Genomic DNA, 16,345 nt, shown 5'->3' on the forward strand with positions numbered 1-16,345 from the left:
GTCTCAATGCAACGGCACCTTCAATACCGAGGGAGCGTGGGCCGGCGAGCTGAAGGTCACCGTTCCCCCCAGCTGGCTGATGCCGGCGTAGCGCAGGTCCACCGTGTCGACCACCAGGGTCAGGCGGCTGCCTGCAGGCAGGTTCCAGCTGCTCGCCTCCAGGCGCAGGTTGAGCGTCTTCGGTTGCCCTGGCGTGGCGCCACGCAGCGTGTACGGCTTGTGGCTGATCAGCTGGCCATTGCCCAGCACATCCTCGGCGTACAGGTAGGCATACAGCGTGGTGTTGGCACGGCTGGGGGTGACGGTCAGGCGCACTTCCGGCGCACCATCCAGGCGCCGCGCGCTCCACTGCACCGGCCCCTGCCAGACCCCTGCAGCACTACGCCCGACAAACGGCACGTAGGCACCCGGCGGCAGGTTGATCATCTGCAGCGCGCCGGAGGCCATCGCCACGCCGGAGTTGGCCGCGGTCAGCAGCCCGCTGCCGATGCGGTAGTTCCAGCCGGTCGTGCCGCCCTTCTCGGCCAGGCCACCGGTCGGCAGCAGCAGGCCCGAGGGTGCGGTCAGCCCGTAGCTGACGGCACCGTCGCTGGTCGCCTTCCAGTCCGGATAGCGGCTCCAGCTGCCCTTCTGTGACTTCAGCTGCACTGCCGGTTGGCGGTCGATGCCATTGGCCACCGCCTTCAGGTAGTGATCGAACCAGTCGCCCACCTGGTCGTAGACCTCGTTGGGAATGCCCAGTGCCCCGAACGCTTCGTTCAGCGCATGGTCGCCGTGGCGCAGCTGCAGCTGCTTGGGCCCCTTCAGCCGGTTGAAGAAGTCCACCAGCTGGCCCGGTGGGAACAGGCTGTCGTTGAACGCATTGGCCAGGAACACCGCCGGCTGGTGGGCGTTGATCTCGTCGATGCTGGCCGCAGGACTGCGCTGGGCCGCCACCGGCAGCAGCGAGTCCACTGCGCCCTGGTAATTGCCGACCAGCACATTGCGGTTGATGGTGGCCAGCTCCGTGCCGGGGCGCCCGGTCGCCAATCCGGCCGCCACCAGCAGGGCAATCCCCTGCGCGCTGGGGGTGTCGTTGCTGTACAGCGAGGCCTGCAGATCGGCCCAGCCGCTGAGCGCGGCCACCGCCTTGATGCGCGGATCCCGTGCCGCCGCCAGCAGGCTGGTACCGGCGCCGTAGGAGATGCCCGAAACACCGATGCGGGCCGGATCGGCGCGGGTGTTGTCCAGCGCCCAGTCAATCAGCGCACTGACATCCTCGACCGTGGCCGGCCCGGCGATGTCGATGCTGCCGCCGGACTCCCAGAAGCCACGCGAGCTGTAGCTGATGACCACATAGCCACGCCGTGCCAGCGCCTGCGCCACGCCCACGTACTCGACGCTGGGCACGGCCCAGCTGCTGGGCATCACCAGCAGCGGGTACCGGCCGCTGCCCGCATCCTGCGGTTCGATGACGAAGGCCCCGAGAGGCGTTCCATCCCAGCTGGGAATGGTCCGGTGGGTGGTCTTGACCGTGGCCGCCCAAGCGCTGGGGGCCAACCCGGTCAGCAGGAGCAACAGCAGCAGAGCCTTGCGCATCGTCGTCTCTCCCCGTCGGTGGTGGTGCAACGGCTCGGACCGTACCAGTGCGAATGGTGGCTGGCACCTTGCGACGCAGCATGACGTTTGCTGCATTACTTGCCGCGCGGATCGATGCCGATAGCGATGGGCCCCAAGGACGGATCGACTTCATAAGGCCACTTCACTTCCGCCTTGCTGCACGGGCGCTGTGTGCCCAACACACCGTGATGGCAGGCATCGCGACGCCCTAGCACGCCTGCGTTTCAGTCATGCCCGGCTCCATCTGACACATCTCCAGTGCTTGCGCGCTGTCACAGCTCCGTCGTTTCGTCATTGACCGAAAGACGACCGCTTGTGACGCTTACGACACCGCACGGCCTCTGTGGCCCTGTCGTCGCGGTCACGTTCCACCGCAGTCCGCAGCACCCCTCTCCGCAACCGATTCCCCGACCTGGCAACGGCCTGGTCGTGGCGGACGGCTGCGCCCTGAATCTTCTGCTGGAGCACCGCAATGCGTCTTGCAAGCTTCTTCTTCGCGTTCGTCCTCAGCGCCTTCGCCGGCGCCGCCCAGGCCCAGGTCGTCACCCTCAACAAGGGCGGCTTCGTGCTGACCTACGACTGCAGCATCCACAGCGCCACCCGCTACGAGTACACGCTCACCGCCGACACCGGCTCCGCCGCGCGTCCGTCCAGCTTCTACAAGGACCCGGACCTGCCGGCCGGCTGCCTCGGCCAGACCAGCACCGCCTCGTATGCCAGCATCCGGTCCGGCTATGACCGCGGCCACCTGGTGACCTCCAACCACATGGACTACAACGCGACCTACATCCGCCGCGCCAACTACATGACCAACATCGTGCCGCAGGTGTCCAGCTTCAACCAGGGCATCTGGGTGAAGGCCGAGAACGTGGCCGAGTGCTACCGCGACATCGCGCCGGTGGACGTCTACGGCGGCGTGGTCTACGGCGATGCGTCCAACGACTACTTCCTGTCCAGCCACGGCATCCCGACGCCGGAATTCTTCTGGAAGACGATCATCACCCGCGACCCGAACACCGGCACCGCCAAGGCGATCAGCTGGATCATCCCCAATGAAGCCAACCTCGGCAGCCTGGACAGCTACCTGGTCACCATCGCCGACCTGGAAGAGCTGCTGGGTGCCAGCTACGTGGCCATCAATGCGCCGGCCTCGCTGAAGAACATGCTGCCGGCCACCACCTGGCCGCAGCCGGCGGGCTGCGACCTGAGCTGATCGGCCCGCCGCGTCGAGGCACCCTGTGATCGTCGGGTGCCTCGTCCTCGCCGCTATGGGAAAATGGCGGATACCCGCGCCCAACCGCCTGCCCCTGGAGCTGTAGATGTCCCGTTTTCCCTTCGATGCCGTGCTGTTCGACTGTGACGGCGTGCTGGTCGATTCCGAGCCCCTGGTGGCCCGCGTACTCTCCGAAATGCTGACCGAGCGTGGCTGGCCGCTGACCCCGGCACAGGCGGGTGAAGTCTTCCTCGGCCAGTCGGTGGCCCATCTGGCCGGCCTGATCGAGGAACGCACCGGCAAGCCGTTCACCGAGGAATGGCTGGAGGAATTCCGCCTGCAGCGCAACATCGCGCTGGAGCGTGACCTGCAGGCCATCCAGGGTGCGCCGGAGGCGGTGCGCGCGATCGCGGCTGCTACCGGCGGCCGGATCGCCTGTGCCTCCGGTGCGGACCTGCACAAGGTGCAGCTGCAGCTGGGCAAGGTCGGCATCCTCGATGCCTTCGGTGACCACGTCTACAGCGGCCAGGACATGCCCAACACCAAGCCGCACCCGGATGTCTACCTGGCGGCCGCCGCTGCACTGGGCGTGGACCCGAAGCGTTGCGCGGTGATTGAAGACACCGTGACCGGTGCCACCGCGGGTGTGGCAGCGGGCGCCACCGTGTTCGGCTTCAGCGAAGGTGGCCCGCACCACAGCACGCCGGAGGCGCTGCGCGCGGCCGGCGCCCAGGTCATCTTCCAGCGCATGGAAGACCTGCCGGCCCTGCTTGCCGGCTACGCGATCGACGCGGTCGCCTGATCCACGCTCAGCCCGCAGCGCCCAGCGCGGCGCTGCGGCGCCTTACTGCGTAATGCAGCGCAAACAGGTACAGGCCGGTGAACAGCTGCAGGAACAACGGGGGCAGCGGCGAGTAGGTGATCCACGCCGCAGGTTCACCCTGCCCCATCGCGCGCGCCACGAAGTTGGCGATCACCGCCAGGGTGAACACGATCGAGGTCCAGCGGTGCACCGGCCGCGCCCAACCACCGCGACTCATTGACGACGCCTCGCTTCGGAGCGGGCTTCAATCATCTTCCAGCCGTTCCCGGACGGATCACGGAATCCGGCGTCGATGGCGCCGAAGCGCTCGACCGGTGCCTGGATGAACTCCACGCCCTTTGCCTGCCATTGCGCATAGCGTGCCTGGCAGTCGTCCACCGCCAGCACCAGCGGCGGCATCGCCCCCTTGGCCACCAGCTGCTGCAGCGCCTGCGCCGTCGCCGCGTCATGGGTCGGCGGGCCGGGAACGAACAGGCCAAGCTGGAAACCATCCTGGCCGGGGCTGCGTACCGTCAACCAGCGGTAGCTGCCATTGCGCACGTCGGTGTGCACCTCGAAACCGAGCGTGCCGACGTAGAATTCGAGTGCTTCATCCTGGTCGCGTACATACAGGCCGACCGTATTCACGGTATTCGTCATGGGACCTCCCTCAGGTGCGGTCCACGTTAGCAACGGCCTGGCGGCGGCGCTTCTCCAAAACTGCCATGTTGAGGTCTGGCCGCTGCGCCGCACGGGCATGGCACTCGGGTACGCTCTCCGCCGCGGCGTGCCCAGCGCGCTCGCGGTCACGCACATTGCCCGGGCTGTCGCCGGTGATGTCGCGGAAGATCCGGCCGAAGGTCCCCAGGCTGGTCCAGCCCGTCTGCGCCGCGATCTCGGTGATCGCCAGCTCGGTGTCGCGCAGCAGCCCCACCGCCCGTTCGATGCGTCGGCTGAGCAGGTAACGGTGCGGAGGAAGGCCGAAGGCCTGCTTGAACGAGCGCGCGAAGTGGGCGGGCGAAACCGCGCTGACCTCGGCCAGGCGGGCAACCGGCCAGTCTTCATGGCTGGCCCGGTCCATCCGGTCCTTGGCACGCAGCAGGCGGCGCAGCAGTTCGGGGCTCTGGTTCATTCGCGCAGGGCAAGGGCGGCGGTCGTTGGCCGCAGACTGGGTGGTACGGGCGGCGGCGTCAACCCGGCTCAGCGCTGTGCCGGCAGCTCCAGGCGGTGCTTGCGGCACAGCCGGTACACCGTCACCCGCGAGATCTGCATCTGCCGCGCGCACTCGGACACGTTGTAGCCGGTGTGGCGCAGCGTCTGCAGCAGTACATCGCGTTCGGCCTGACCACGCGCATCATGCAGCATCGCGCTGGGCAGCGCCTCGGCCGGTTCCCCCAGTTCAAGGTCACGCTCGCTGATCAGCTCGCCCTCGGCCATGATCGCCGCCCGCTGCACGCGGTTGAGCAGTTCACGCACATTGCCAGGCCAGCCAAAGCGTCGCATCGCCTGGCTTGCTGTGGGCGAGAAGCCACGTGCGCGCACCGTGTGGCGCCGCCGGAAGCAACGCAGGAAGTGCTCGGCCAGCAGCAGCACGTCGGCGCCGCGCTCGCGCAGCGGTGGCATCAGCAGGCGCAGCACGTTGAGCCGGTAATAGAGATCGCTTCGGAACCGTCCCTGCGCCACGGCCTGTTCCAGTTCCACGTGGGTCGCGGCCAGCACGCGGACATCGGCACGCAGCGACTGGCTGCTGCCGACACGCTCGAACGTCCCCTCCTGCAATACCCGCAGCAGGCTGGTCTGGGCCTCGGCGGGCAGATCGCCCACCTCATCCAGGAACACGGTGCCGCCCTGCGCGGATTCGAACACGCCGATCTGGCGCTTGTCGGCGCCGGTAAAGGAACCGCGCTCGTGCCCAAACAGTTCCGACTGCACCAGGTTGGCCGGAATCGCACCGCAGTTCACTGCGATGAAAGGCTTGCCGGCACGCCCGGACAGCGCATGCAGCGCATGCGCGGCCAGCTCCTTGCCGGTGCCGGTTTCGCCGGTGACCAGCACCGGCAGCTCCACCGGTGCGAACTTGTGCAGCACCGTGCGCACCGCATGCAGCGCCGGGCTTTCGCCGATCAATGCGCGCGGCCCCTGCCCTGCGCAGGCCTCGTCGGTGGGCAGATCATCCGCATCGAACTGGCTGCGCATCGCGCAGACCAGGTCCTGCAGGCCGAATGGCAGGGTGAACCGTGCAGGACAGTGCTGCAGCACGGGCAACCATGCCGACGGTGTGGCACCTGCGCCTGGCGGCAGCACAGCCAGCCAGGGCAGATGCCGGTGCTGTTCGATCCATGGCGCGAGCAGCTGCAACGCCGTTGCGTCCAGGTGGCGAAGATCGAGCACAGCCAACAATCGATCACGGCCACGCAGCCCGATCGCCATGGCAGGGTCAGGTTGAATGCTGCGCACATACCAACCGGCGGCCGCGAGCGCACTGCGCTCGTTCGGCAGCGGCTGGCCAAACCACAGCACACAGCGCGAGCTTGAAGCTTCCGGGACCGCCGCCATGCTTCCCCCAGCATCCGGACACCGTCGGCGGGCTGTCAGTCGATCGCCGGCGTGCCGCCCTCCGCCGGGACTTCCACGGCCACCTCGGCGGCCTTTGTTGGGCGGATCCTAGCGCCGCGCTAAACGGCGGCGCAATGAGCAGCGCGTCAAGAAATCACCGGCTGAAGCGGCACCGTTGCAGTCCGCGACGGCACCTGTAACAACAATGCGACAGTCAGCCGCCCCCTTGCCCTGTGGCGCCTGCGGGTTGCGCAATCCCAACAATTTCCCGACGCCGCTGTAACGCCCCGGCAGCACCCCACCCCGCCGCACCGCCGGCATCGGCTGCTGCACCAGCCTTTGGCAGTTGGCACGGTTGATGCGTGGTTCCGCCGCACCCATCGCGGGAGATCGGCATGGACGGCACCACCCTGATTCGTGGCCTGGCTGCATCGCTGGCCCTTGCCCTGCTGGCCGTCGCCACGGGTGCAGGCGCGTCCGGCGCCCGCCAGGGGGTGAAGGCACAACCGGGCGAAATAGTCCTGTTGCGCGATGTCGCGGCCCGGCCGGCCTACCGCATGGCGCCACCGGGCATCGCGTTGATTGCCGATCCGAAGCCGCAGCGTGAGGTCGCCGCGGCGCTCGGAAGCGGTGACCCGGCCTCCGGAATGGATGAGCTCAGCGATGCCGACTACGCGGGAATGGGTGCAGGCCATATCACTCCCACGACCGCGCCGGGCGGCACCACCGTTGAACGCGTTACCCAGCAGGCCCTGGGCGGCACGCTGGGCCGCAACGGCGACGGCATGGTCGGCAGCAGTCTTGGCGGCACGATGAGTGGCCCGCTGGGCGCGGTCGGCAACAGCACCCGTGGCATCACCGATACGGTGCGCGGCGCGCTGGGCCAGTTCCCGCTGCAGGGCACCGCCCCGGCAGGTGGCAAGTGAAGGCCCTGGCGTGGCCGCTGCTGGCGGTGATCGCCGCGCCGCTGTCCGCATCGGCCGACGACTACAGCGGCATGCTCGCCTATCTGGACCTGGCCCGCATCGAGGGCCGCGCACTGGCAGGTGCCAGCGGCGCCATCGCGGTGAACCAGGCGGCAGGCGATTTCAACCTGCAGGCCAATCTGCGCGGCATCGCCCGCGCTGAACGCGCCGATGTGGCCATCAGCGCACAACAGCTGCAGAACGGCAACCGGGTGCTGTCCGCACCCCTGCATGCCGCCGCGCACATCGGCGGTGAGGCACTGGCAGGCGCCAGCGGCATTGCTTCGATCAACCAGGCCAGCGGCAGCGCCAACACGACGCTCAACGTCGTCAGCGCGACGCTGGCCCGACAGGGCATACGCGAAACCGACGACACGGCCCTGGCCGCCGAAGGTTCCGCGTTGGCAGGGGGGCGGGACGGCGTCGATCGCGGCGCTGCGACGGGAACCCGCAGCGTCGGTGTAGCCAGCACCGCACTGCGGGGATTCGACGGGGTCCTGCAACTCAATCAGATCGCGGGCAGCGGCAACGATACGGCCAACGTACTGGGCCTCGTCGTGCAGGACCGCCCGTGACAACCACCCACCGATGCACCATCCGATGAGAGAGAGGGCACCATGAAAGCGACCGTCAAACGGACCATGCTCGCCATGGCGATTGCCACTGCCTCGACCGCCGCTGCGGCCAATGGCTGGGACAACCAGAACGCCAACGCGAACATCAACCACAACCACACCGTCAGCGAAACCCGCAACGACACCCACAATCACACCGACAACGACGTACGCAACCGCACCGTCAACGTCAATGTGCAGAAGCACAGCAACATCCAGGCCGACGAACGCAAGGAAAAGAACAATCACGGCGTCGACGTGAACCTGGAAAAGGACCTGCGCCTGAGCACCGACGTCAATTTCTCCGGTGATCCGACCATCACCGGCGACATCGACCTCGATTCGGCGGCCATCGCGGTGATCGACAACCGCCAGTCGATCAGCAACAACGCCACCAGCAACAGCCTGGTCACCAACCGTGCCTCGATCGGCGACAGCGTAGGCGCAGGCGCGTCCGGCAATCTCGGCTTCAACGTGGTGTCCGGCGACAACAACGCGCAGGACAACGCCGCATCGCTGTCGGCGGCGGATGCGTCCTTCAGCTTCGGCATGGCCGACGCCGAAGTGTTCGTCAACCAGGCCGGGTTCGGCAACGTCACCCAGAACGCTGGCGTCACCAATGCGGCCACGCTTGGCGGCAATGCCTTCGGCGGTGCCTCGGGCAACATCGGCGTGAACATCGCGTCGGGCAACAACAACGAGCAGAAGAACGCGCTGGCCGCCTCGGTGGCGACCACGGCCGTTGCCCAATCCAGCATCAGCTCCAACCAGGTCTCCACCGGCAACACCGTCAGCAACGCCGGCTTCGTGCAGTCCTACACCGACACCGTACAGGTGGGCATGCGCGGCAGCGTCAGTGGCCTGACCCTGGGCTACGGCGCCGGCACCTATCGCGGCACCGGCAATGCCTACCAGATGGCCAACTACTACCTGGATACGTGGAACGGCGCGCTGCCGCATCCGGGTGGCAACAGCACCGGCCACATCGACCTGGACAACGAGATCCAGAACGCCACGATGAACCCCAACCGGCCGGGGGTGGGCGGCCTGGGCTTCGACACGCGTGAGAGCGGCACCAGCCAGTTCGTCGAGCTGGGCGTGGCCGATCTGTACGCCAGCCTCAGCGGCACGGTCAGCACCACGCGCTGGGTGAACGTCGATGCCACCAACACCTCGGCGTTGTCGGGCAGTGCCTTCTCCGGCGCCTCCGGCAACATCGGCGTGAACGTGGCATCGGGTACCGGCAACCTGCAGGCCAACAGCCTCGCCCTGGCAGTCGCCCAGCCCAGCACCGGCGGTGGTGGTGGCAGCGGCGAGTAAGCGCAACACCCCGGCCATCCGCCAATGACCGGGTTCCGGGAGCCCCTGTTCCTCCTCCCCCTTGGAACAGGGGCTCCCCCCTGCTGCCGGAGAACGCGATGTTCCGTTGCCGACCTTCAACCTGGCTGCTGGCGTGCCTGTTGCTGCTGGGCATCACCCCCGCGTGGGCGGGCGAGGTGCGCTTCAGCGGGGTACTGCCCAATGGCGCCCTGCTGCAGCAGAAAGTGGAGAGCATGCAGGAGCGGCGCTACCGCAACGTGGTGCGCCAGCACACCGATTACAGCTGTGGCGCGGCCGCACTGGCCACCATCCTGCGCCATGCCTACCACCTGGACACCGACGAGGCGACGGTGATCCAGGGAATGATGGGGGTTTCAGACCCCGCACTGGTGGCCGAGCGCGGCTTCTCGCTGCTGGACATCAAGCGCTATGTGGAATCACTGGGCATGCGCGGGCGCGGCTACCGCATCGACGAAGCGCGCCTGCGTACCCTGCGCGTGCCCGGGCTGGTGCTGATGGACGTGCGCGGTTTCCGCCATTTCGTGGTGCTCAAGCAGGTGCGTGAAGGCATCGTCGAAGTGGCCGATCCGATCCTCGGAAACCGCAGCCTGGCACTGCCGGACTTCCTCGCCGCGTGGCCGTCACGCGCCGTGTTCGTGGTGATCGGCAGTGATTTCGACCGTAACACGGTGCTGCTGCAACCCAGCGAACGGCCCAGTGCCCGCGCGCTCTACGCGCGGCAGGGGCCGATCACCGATGCCGAGCTGGTCGACTTCGGCTTCAGCCATGCCGACCTGTTCTGAAGGAGGCTTCGCCATGATCCGTCTTCCCCTGTTGATGACCCTGCTGCTGATGCTTCCCGCGCTGACGGTGCGGGCGGCGGACGCAGCGCCGGGTCGCGGCCTGAAGGAAATTCCGGACCCCGAACTGAACCTGATGCGCGGCCGCTACACGGTGGGCGGCAACAGCGTGGCCTGGTTCGGGGTGACGATGGTTTCGCAGTGGCAGGCCAGCAATGGCACGGCCCTGCAAGGCACGTTGACCCTGGGCATGGATTTCCGCGGCGGTGGTGCACCCAAGCTAAGCTTTCAGCCCAGCGTGCATGTCACCGCCGCCGACGCGCCGCTGCCTGTCACAGCGGGCCGCAGCATCGACAGCAGCGGCCTGGCCAATGTCAGTGGGCTGGTGCAGAGCGTGCAGGTCGCCGGCGATGGCAACGCCGCGCGCAACACCACCACGCTGCTGGTGCGTGACGGCGACGTTCCCGCGATGCAGTCCGACAGCGCGCACTCGGCCAGCGCGCAGCAGGCCGGGGTGAGCGCCAGCGCCGTGCTCGATGGCAATCAGGCGCGCCTGCAGCTGCAGGTGGATGGCCAGGGCCTGGTACAGCAATGGATACGCAATGGCAGCGTCGGCCAGGGCATTGCCCTGGCCGGTGACGGCCAGGCAGCCAGCAACCAGCTGCGGCTGGAGCTGGTACGCAACACCGCGGGCGGCAACCTGCCGTTGAGCCAGAACGTGGCCCAGGCGATTGCGTTGAACCGCGGCATGGGGCCGGGCCAGTAGTACGGCGCGGCATTGGGGGACGCGTTCCACAACGCAGGACACGAACATGCATACCCTTCTGAGGATCACCCCGTTGGCGCTGGCGGCGCTGGCGGGCACCGCCCTCGCCGCGCCGCCGACGGCCGACGACAACGCCGATGTGCAGGCCCTGGCCAACCAGCTGGAGCAGCTGAAGAGCAACTACGCCCAGGAAGTCCGACGCCTGCGCGAGCTCGACATGCAGGTGCAGGCGATGCAGGCGCGATTGAGTGGGCGCACGGGGCCTGCCGGGCCGGCAACGGCGGCGGCAACCGGCACGGGCACGGGCACGGACACGGAAGTCGAGCATGGCTCGACTCTACAGGCAGCGCCGGGACAGACAGCGCCCGGCGGCGAAGGCTACGCCAGCACTGCGGCCGAAGCGCAGCAGGTCAGGCAGGAGTCGCGGCGCAGCGTGGATGATGTGAAGCAGCAGCAATCGGCCCTGTTCTCGCGCCGCTTCACCATCGAGAACAGCCTCACCTACGCCCGCTATGACCGCAAGCAGCTCACCCTCAACGGCTTCCTGGCACTGGATGCGATCTTCCTCGGCAACATCGCCATCGAGAACGTCGAATCCGATTCGCTCACCTACAACCTGGCCGCACGCTGGGGCGTCAGTCCGAACCTGACGCTCAACCTGGACGTGCCGTACCTCGCACGGCGCACGGTGTACCAGAAAGGCGGTGCCGGGGGTGCGGCCGCCGCCATCGCCCAGGAACAGACCAATGGCAATGGCCTGGGCGATATCGGCCTGAGCGCGAACTACCGCCTGTTCGGTGAGCGCGGCTGGCGGCCTGAAACCGTTCTTACCGCCGGGGTGACCGCACCCACCGGGCGCGCGCCCTACGGCCTGGACTGGAAGGTGATCGAGCGCGACGACGATGACTACATCCGCTTCGCCGTACCGAAAGAACAGCCCACCGGCAACGGCGTCTGGCAGGCCAATGTGGGCCTGTCGATGGTCAAGACCGCCGACCCGGCCATCCTGTTCGCCAATCTGGGTTACGTACATTCGTTCCCGCGCGGCTTCAACGACATCGACAGCAACCCCGACACCGTCAATCCCGGCGATGTGAAGCTCGGCGGCTCGGTGTATTTCGGCGCCGGCGTGGCGTTCGCGTTCAACGAACGCACCAGCCTCAGCCTGTCCTTCAGCGACCGCATCAGCGCCCGCGCCTCGACCCGCTTCCAGGGCGGGCAGTGGATGAAGGTGATCGGCAGCGATGCCAATGCGGCGTCACTGAATCTCGGCGTGACCTATGCGCTGAACCAGCACACCACCCTGGTGACCCTGCTCGGCATCGGCCTGACCCCGGATGCGCCGGACTTCACCCTGGCCTTCAAGATCCCGTACATGCTCTAGCCCCCGTGGCCCGGCGACGGCGAGGCTATGGCCCGCCGTCGTCGATTCCGCCGCATCGGTGCCGATCCACGCAATGGCACCGCATTGCGCGTCGATTTCGCCGATTCCCGCAGTCTCCCCGTTTCTAGCATGCCCCTGAGCCGGCCATTCCCGGTCGCGCACTCATGCAGGGGCATTCGCATGGCAAACATCGCAGAAGACGGCCAGCTTGGCTGGATCGTCAGCAAGCGCCCGACCGTCCAGGGCATCGACATCGGCAAGGGCGGCGAGGCGCTGCCCGACAACACGTATGGCATCGAGATCGAGTTCTGCACGCACGACAGCGTGATCTTCGCGTTCACCCACGTGGTCGCAGCTTGCTTCGACATCGCTGGCACCGAGCCATGGAAGCTCGAATCCGATTCCGGCAACGTCTTCGAACTCGTCACGCCGCCGCTGCGCTTCGGCGCCATTGATCAAGCCTACGCCTTCAAGGAACAGCTTGTGGCGATGCTGCAGGCGTCCATCCAGAAAGCAGAGACGCAGGGCGTCAACGCCATCACGCTCGGCGACTGGGCGGGACAGTTCGCACCCAAGCTGGTCGAACTGCTCAACACCCACATCAACACGGGCCAGCTGAAGCTGGAGCTGGTGGCACTGAAGGCCATCGACTATGCCAGCTGGAAGGAGGTGGGCGAAGGGTTGAACGTCGGCAATGTAGACGATGGCATCAACATTCCCGCCGGGCTGCTGCGCCACAAGCTGCGCAAGCTCGACTGGGAAAGCTATACCCCGGGCATCATCCTGGCCCGCTGCAGCAAATTCTGGTCCGAAGGCTACGCCTCGCAGATGAACCTGCCGATGACGCTCAGCGGCTACTTCCTGTACATGATGTACAAGACCCACGACAAGCACTACTCGCAAGCGGTTCGTACACAGCAGAAGCTGAGCGGCGAAAAGGCCGGGCAGAAGCTGACGGCCTGGTACTGGCGGCATGTGCTGCTGCAGGCGTGGTGCCGATACCAGCGTGCACTCGGTGTGGAACCGGAGGCGAGGAAGCTGTTCTCGCCCGAGGCGATTGGTCGCTCCGCCCTGCTCTACCTGGTGGTTGGAAAACTGCTGACCGGCGCCCTGGCCGAACTCGCGGAAGCGCCGCAGCTGGAGCTGCAGCAGAAGGCCTGGGATGCCGGCTCCACCCGCGCGATCGATGCTGACGAGCCGGAGGTGACCCTGGGTGACTGGGCCCCGTACCACAGTGCGCTGAAAGACCTCACCGGCATCTGGCTGAAGGCCTCGCTGATGGATGTGATGCGCACCCAGAACCTGCAGACCTATACCTGGGCCGTCACCGAGCTGCCGCGGGTGCTGGCCAGGACCGAAGTGTGGGAGAACGCGCTTCTGAACTGGAAAGGGATGGAGCGGATCAAGGCGATGGGTTCAACCATCGAATGGACCGACCTGGAAGAGTTCGCCGAGCCTGAGCGACGGCAGGTGCTCTACGAAAAGGTGGTCGAGGTGGCCGGAAGCCTGGCCGAGCACCTGAAACACCTGTCCCCGGACAAACCCGGGCCACCGGATCTCCCTGACGAGAAGGATCGGCCGTTCCTCGATCGGCGCAATACCCCGGCGTGGGAGGCCCGCTACGACACCCTCCTCCCGCCCATTGCACCGCGTGAGAACACGCGGAACGAATTCACCTACCTGATCGAGCATCGCAACCACTGACACATCGCCCTGATCCGCGCTGCCGCCCTTCCATCCACTGCGGCAGGCACGACGCTGTTCCAACCGGAGAAACGAAATGACACAGGTCTACGCAACACTTCGCTCGGACGATCAGTACCTGATCGCACGCAAGCAGATCACCAATGCCTGGTGGAGCGGCTATGCCGCGCCGGTGCTGGTGGCCGAGGCGGCGTCCGCCCTGACCACGGTGGTGAACGTTGCCGCAGGCAGCGCCGTCAATGCCGGCGCGGTCGCCGCCATCAACGCGTCGCTGGCCAATGCCGTGCTTGCAGCGACGTCTGCGTGGCCCGCGGGGGCTGCCGCCAATGGCGTCGCCACGCGGGATGCCATCAATCAAGCGGCCGTTGCGGTCAACAACGCCGGCCAGGTCCTGGCGCAGCTGCAGGCAGCATTGCCGACGGTACTGGCCGCCGTGGACCGGGCCGCCGCCATGGGGGCGGCCGATTGGGTCGCGGGTGGAGGGGCCGTGCCGGCCTGGGTCCAGCTTCAAAATGTAGGCATCCCCGCATGGCCGGACCCGAACCTGCAGGCGACCGTCAACGCCGCACAGCGGCGCATTTCCGGCTGGGCCGGCTCGCAATCGCCGCGCCTGGTCAACCAGGCCGGGCAGTGGGCACTGCCCGGGGGACGCATGTCGGATGCGGAAACCGCCGAGCATGCGGCCAGGCGGGAATTCCAGGAAGAAACCGGCGTCGAGCTGGACGCAGGTTATGTGATGGCCTACCACACGCTGTTCCAGACCGCGCCGGGAGGCGCCGATTTCTACCTGGTCTGCTTTGACCTGCCCGGCGGCCAGGACATCGCCGACCTGGTGACACGGATCAACGCGAACCTGATGGCCCAGACCGGTTGGCTCAATCGTCCGACCGCCGGGTCGGTGGTCGACTGGGAACTGGATGCGGTCTGCACCGTGGCGCAGGACGAGCTGAGCAGCTCTCTGGGGACATTCCAGCCCGTCTCGATTCCCGACACGCTGCGGCCGGTGCCCGTGCCGATGCCTGCCGGAGGGGCCGCCCTGGCGGCGTGGGAGCGCAGGCAGCGACGCTTTGCCGAGTCCCAGTCCATCGACTGGTACCTGCGCATGGCCCGCTACATTGAACAGCAGTAGGCGGCCGACGCGGATGCGGAGAAAGCGATGATGCGGCGACGGCACCACCCGCATCGCGGCCCCGCTCTTCACACCATTTCCCCCGCATTCTCCGTCGATTCCACCAATCCAGCAGCAGCGCTTGTTTCTACTCTGCATCCACGGTGAAGCACACGCAGTTACGCACCACGCACCGTGACACTGGATACCACGCACTTCCACCTTTTCGCAGGAGCAGGACATGGCATTTCCAACCGCGGTAAACGACCAGATCACCGATTCGGTCACCCAGGCCAACACCAAGGTGCTGGGCGATGCGCCCGCCGTGGCGGTGGGCAATCTGTACCAGGCCACCGCACAGGCGCTGGCCAATGCGGCGCACAACGCGACCAACGCCCAGCAGCAGTCGTATGTGACCGCGCAGTCGGCCACCACCATGGGCGTGGCCACGCTGTACTCGATCGACACCGCCACCACGGCCGTGGCCAGCAAGGAAATCCTCAGCACCCGCGTCCGCGGCCTCGGTTCCTGATCCGTCGTCCCGTAGCTGATCCGCCAACCTCAAGGAGCTCGACATGGCATTCCCGACCGCTGTAAACGACCAGATCACCGATTCGGTCACCCAGGCCAACACCAAGGTGCTGGGCGACGCGCCCGCCGTCGCCATGGGCAACCTGTACCAGGCCACCGCGCAGGCGCTGGCCAACGCCGCCCACAACGCCACCAACGCCCAGCAGCAGTCCTACGTGACCGCGCAGGCGGCCACCACCATGGGCGTGGCCACGCTGTACTCGATCGATACCGCCACCACCGGTGTGGCCACCAAGCAGATCCTCGGCGCGTGATGCGCCGGCAGGCAAGGAGCTGAGCCATGGCATTTCCCACGGCCGTCAACGACCAGATCACCGATTCGGTCAGCCAGGCCAACCTGCAGGTGCTGGGCGTGGCCCCCGCCACGGCGATGGGCACGTTGTACCAGGCCACGGCACAGGCCCTGGCGAATGCAGCCCACAACGCAACGCTCGCCCAGCAGCAGATGTACGTCACGGCGCAGGCCGCGACCACGATGGGCGTTGCACTGCTCTACGCCGTCGATACCGGCGCCACCGGCGCCGCCACCCGGAAGATTCTCGGCTGATTCCACTAAGTGCCGGCAGTCTCCGTTCCTGTAGTGCTGTCCACCCAAGGAGTTTCCACCATGGCATTTCCCACCGCCGTCAACAGCCAGATCACCGATTCGGTTTCGCAGGTCAACACCAAGGTCCTTGGTGATGCGCCGGCCATCGCAATGGGCAATCTGTTCGTGGCCACCAGCCAGGCACTGTCCAACGCCGCGCACAACGCCACCAACAACCAGCAGCAGTCCTACGTGACCATGCAGGCCTCGACCACCCAGGGCGTGTCCACGCTGTATGCCATCGACACCGCCTCCAACGGCGTGGCTACCCGCGAAATCCTGGGTCTGCGCTGACGTGTCGGCCCGGCGTGACGCCCCCCCCAGCGCCCCCGCCCGG

19 protein-coding genes are annotated in these 16,345 nt (G+C 67.1%); 14 read left to right on the forward strand and 5 right to left on the reverse strand.

All coding sequences use genetic code 11. From position 1 onward, the window contains the following. Positions 1-3: 3 nt before the first annotated feature. A complete protein-coding gene (locus K5L94_RS12030; protein ID WP_274510527.1) occupies positions 4-1,578 on the reverse strand; it encodes a S15 peptidase family protein in 1,575 nt (524 codons plus the stop codon). A 493-nt stretch (positions 1,579-2,071) separates the two neighbouring features. Between K5L94_RS12030 and K5L94_RS12035 the strand changes: the two genes are divergently transcribed. Beyond that, positions 2,072-2,812 carry a DNA/RNA non-specific endonuclease gene (locus K5L94_RS12035; protein WP_133934724.1) on the forward strand — a complete coding sequence of 247 codons (741 nt, stop codon included), beginning with the start codon at positions 2,072-2,074 and terminating at the stop codon, positions 2,810-2,812. Between the two features lie 106 nt (positions 2,813-2,918). Continuing rightward, positions 2,919-3,614 carry an HAD family hydrolase gene (locus tag K5L94_RS12040; protein WP_274510528.1) on the forward strand — a complete coding sequence of 232 codons (696 nt, stop codon included), beginning with the start codon at positions 2,919-2,921 and terminating at the stop codon, positions 3,612-3,614. A 7-nt stretch (positions 3,615-3,621) separates the two neighbouring features. On the opposite strand, the gene K5L94_RS12045 is transcribed toward K5L94_RS12040, so the two are convergent. The 4 genes from K5L94_RS12045 to K5L94_RS12060 form a co-directional block, all read right to left on the reverse strand. After that, positions 3,622-3,852, reverse strand: coding sequence for a hypothetical protein (locus K5L94_RS12045; RefSeq protein ID WP_053449815.1), 231 nt, complete (start codon positions 3,850-3,852; stop codon positions 3,622-3,624). Then, positions 3,849-4,274: a VOC family protein gene (locus K5L94_RS12050; RefSeq protein ID WP_040007679.1), complete on the reverse strand. Its 426-nt coding sequence runs from the start codon at positions 4,272-4,274 to the stop codon at positions 3,849-3,851. The genes K5L94_RS12045 and K5L94_RS12050 overlap by 4 nt, the downstream gene beginning before the upstream one ends. A 10-nt stretch (positions 4,275-4,284) precedes the next feature. Further along, positions 4,285-4,746: a helix-turn-helix domain-containing protein gene (locus tag K5L94_RS12055; RefSeq protein ID WP_274510529.1), complete on the reverse strand. Its 462-nt coding sequence runs from the start codon at positions 4,744-4,746 to the stop codon at positions 4,285-4,287. Positions 4,747-4,814: 68 nt separating this feature from the next. Continuing rightward, positions 4,815-6,170, reverse strand: a complete 1,356-nt coding sequence (locus K5L94_RS12060) for a sigma-54 interaction domain-containing protein (RefSeq protein WP_274510530.1) — start codon at positions 6,168-6,170, stop codon at positions 4,815-4,817. A gap of 395 nt (positions 6,171-6,565) precedes the next feature. Between K5L94_RS12060 and K5L94_RS12065 the strand changes: the two genes are divergently transcribed. The 12 genes from K5L94_RS12065 (at position 6,566) to K5L94_RS12120 (ending at position 16,302) form a co-directional block, all read left to right on the forward strand. Beyond that, complete coding sequence (locus K5L94_RS12065) at positions 6,566-7,096, forward strand: hypothetical protein (protein WP_274510531.1); 531 nt, start codon at positions 6,566-6,568, stop codon at positions 7,094-7,096. Further along, positions 7,093-7,710, forward strand: a complete 618-nt coding sequence (locus K5L94_RS12070) for a hypothetical protein (RefSeq protein WP_274510532.1) — start codon at positions 7,093-7,095, stop codon at positions 7,708-7,710. The genes K5L94_RS12065 and K5L94_RS12070 overlap by 4 nt, the downstream gene beginning before the upstream one ends. Before the next feature lie 42 nt (positions 7,711-7,752). Next, entirely contained in the window at positions 7,753-9,069 is a 1,317-nt protein-coding gene (locus tag K5L94_RS12075; protein WP_164087474.1) for an adhesin, read from the forward strand. A 98-nt stretch (positions 9,070-9,167) separates the two neighbouring features. Continuing rightward, positions 9,168-9,872, forward strand: coding sequence for a C39 family peptidase (locus K5L94_RS12080; protein WP_274510533.1), 705 nt, complete (start codon positions 9,168-9,170; stop codon positions 9,870-9,872). 13 nt (positions 9,873-9,885) lie between these two features. Next, positions 9,886-10,635, forward strand: coding sequence for a hypothetical protein (locus tag K5L94_RS12085; RefSeq protein WP_053449822.1), 750 nt, complete (start codon positions 9,886-9,888; stop codon positions 10,633-10,635). Positions 10,636-10,681: 46 nt separating this feature from the next. After that, on the forward strand, positions 10,682-12,019 hold the full coding sequence (locus K5L94_RS12090) for a transporter (RefSeq protein ID WP_274510534.1): 1,338 nt from the start codon (positions 10,682-10,684) through the stop codon (positions 12,017-12,019). A 27-nt stretch (positions 12,020-12,046) separates the two neighbouring features. Then, the gene (locus tag K5L94_RS12095; RefSeq protein ID WP_258010861.1) at positions 12,047-13,723 is read left to right on the forward strand and encodes a hypothetical protein; all 1,677 of its coding nucleotides are present in this window, start codon (positions 12,047-12,049) and stop codon (positions 13,721-13,723) included. A gap of 76 nt (positions 13,724-13,799) precedes the next feature. Then, positions 13,800-14,852 (forward strand): NUDIX hydrolase, encoded by a 1,053-nt coding sequence (locus tag K5L94_RS12100; protein WP_164087472.1) that lies wholly within the window; start codon positions 13,800-13,802, stop codon positions 14,850-14,852. A gap of 220 nt (positions 14,853-15,072) precedes the next feature. Next, a complete protein-coding gene (locus K5L94_RS12105) occupies positions 15,073-15,363 on the forward strand; it encodes a RebB family R body protein (RefSeq protein WP_005416648.1) in 291 nt (96 codons plus the stop codon). 43 nt (positions 15,364-15,406) lie between these two features. Beyond that, entirely contained in the window at positions 15,407-15,676 is a 270-nt protein-coding gene (locus K5L94_RS12110; RefSeq protein WP_005416649.1) for a RebB family R body protein, read from the forward strand. Positions 15,677-15,702: 26 nt separating this feature from the next. Next, positions 15,703-15,969, forward strand: coding sequence for a RebB family R body protein (locus tag K5L94_RS12115; protein ID WP_006446865.1), 267 nt, complete (start codon positions 15,703-15,705; stop codon positions 15,967-15,969). Positions 15,970-16,029: 60 nt separating this feature from the next. Beyond that, positions 16,030-16,302: a RebB family R body protein gene (locus K5L94_RS12120; RefSeq protein WP_005416651.1), complete on the forward strand. Its 273-nt coding sequence runs from the start codon at positions 16,030-16,032 to the stop codon at positions 16,300-16,302. The last annotated feature ends 43 nt before the right edge of the window (positions 16,303-16,345 follow it).

The sequence above is a fragment of the Stenotrophomonas forensis genome (genome assembly GCF_028752115.1).
Lineage (GTDB): Bacteria > Pseudomonadota > Gammaproteobacteria > Xanthomonadales > Xanthomonadaceae > Stenotrophomonas > Stenotrophomonas forensis.

What these genes read in the sequence shown, in the direction of transcription:
- K5L94_RS12095 (WP_258010861.1), top strand. Translation starts at nt 12,047, where the DNA reads ATGGCCCGCCGTCGTCGATTCCGCCGCATCGGTGCCGATCCACGCAAT.
- K5L94_RS12115 (WP_006446865.1), top strand. Translation starts at nt 15,703, where the DNA reads ATGGCATTTCCCACGGCCGTCAACGACCAGATCACCGATTCGGTCAGC.
- K5L94_RS12100 (WP_164087472.1), top strand. Translation starts at nt 13,800, where the DNA reads ATGACACAGGTCTACGCAACACTTCGCTCGGACGATCAGTACCTGATC.
- K5L94_RS12055 (WP_274510529.1), bottom strand. Translation starts at nt 4,746, where the DNA reads ATGAACCAGAGCCCCGAACTGCTGCGCCGCCTGCTGCGTGCCAAGGAC.
- K5L94_RS12050 (WP_040007679.1), bottom strand. Translation starts at nt 4,274, where the DNA reads ATGACGAATACCGTGAATACGGTCGGCCTGTATGTACGCGACCAGGAT.
- K5L94_RS12080 (WP_274510533.1), top strand. Translation starts at nt 9,168, where the DNA reads ATGTTCCGTTGCCGACCTTCAACCTGGCTGCTGGCGTGCCTGTTGCTG.
- K5L94_RS12060 (WP_274510530.1), bottom strand. Translation starts at nt 6,170, where the DNA reads ATGGCGGCGGTCCCGGAAGCTTCAAGCTCGCGCTGTGTGCTGTGGTTT.
- K5L94_RS12120 (WP_005416651.1), top strand. Translation starts at nt 16,030, where the DNA reads ATGGCATTTCCCACCGCCGTCAACAGCCAGATCACCGATTCGGTTTCG.
- K5L94_RS12090 (WP_274510534.1), top strand. Translation starts at nt 10,682, where the DNA reads ATGCATACCCTTCTGAGGATCACCCCGTTGGCGCTGGCGGCGCTGGCG.
- K5L94_RS12075 (WP_164087474.1), top strand. Translation starts at nt 7,753, where the DNA reads ATGAAAGCGACCGTCAAACGGACCATGCTCGCCATGGCGATTGCCACT.
- K5L94_RS12110 (WP_005416649.1), top strand. Translation starts at nt 15,407, where the DNA reads ATGGCATTCCCGACCGCTGTAAACGACCAGATCACCGATTCGGTCACC.
- K5L94_RS12065 (WP_274510531.1), top strand. Translation starts at nt 6,566, where the DNA reads ATGGACGGCACCACCCTGATTCGTGGCCTGGCTGCATCGCTGGCCCTT.
- K5L94_RS12040 (WP_274510528.1), top strand. Translation starts at nt 2,919, where the DNA reads ATGTCCCGTTTTCCCTTCGATGCCGTGCTGTTCGACTGTGACGGCGTG.
- K5L94_RS12030 (WP_274510527.1), bottom strand. Translation starts at nt 1,578, where the DNA reads ATGCGCAAGGCTCTGCTGCTGTTGCTCCTGCTGACCGGGTTGGCCCCC.
- K5L94_RS12045 (WP_053449815.1), bottom strand. Translation starts at nt 3,852, where the DNA reads ATGAGTCGCGGTGGTTGGGCGCGGCCGGTGCACCGCTGGACCTCGATC.
- K5L94_RS12105 (WP_005416648.1), top strand. Translation starts at nt 15,073, where the DNA reads ATGGCATTTCCAACCGCGGTAAACGACCAGATCACCGATTCGGTCACC.
- K5L94_RS12085 (WP_053449822.1), top strand. Translation starts at nt 9,886, where the DNA reads ATGATCCGTCTTCCCCTGTTGATGACCCTGCTGCTGATGCTTCCCGCG.
- K5L94_RS12035 (WP_133934724.1), top strand. Translation starts at nt 2,072, where the DNA reads ATGCGTCTTGCAAGCTTCTTCTTCGCGTTCGTCCTCAGCGCCTTCGCC.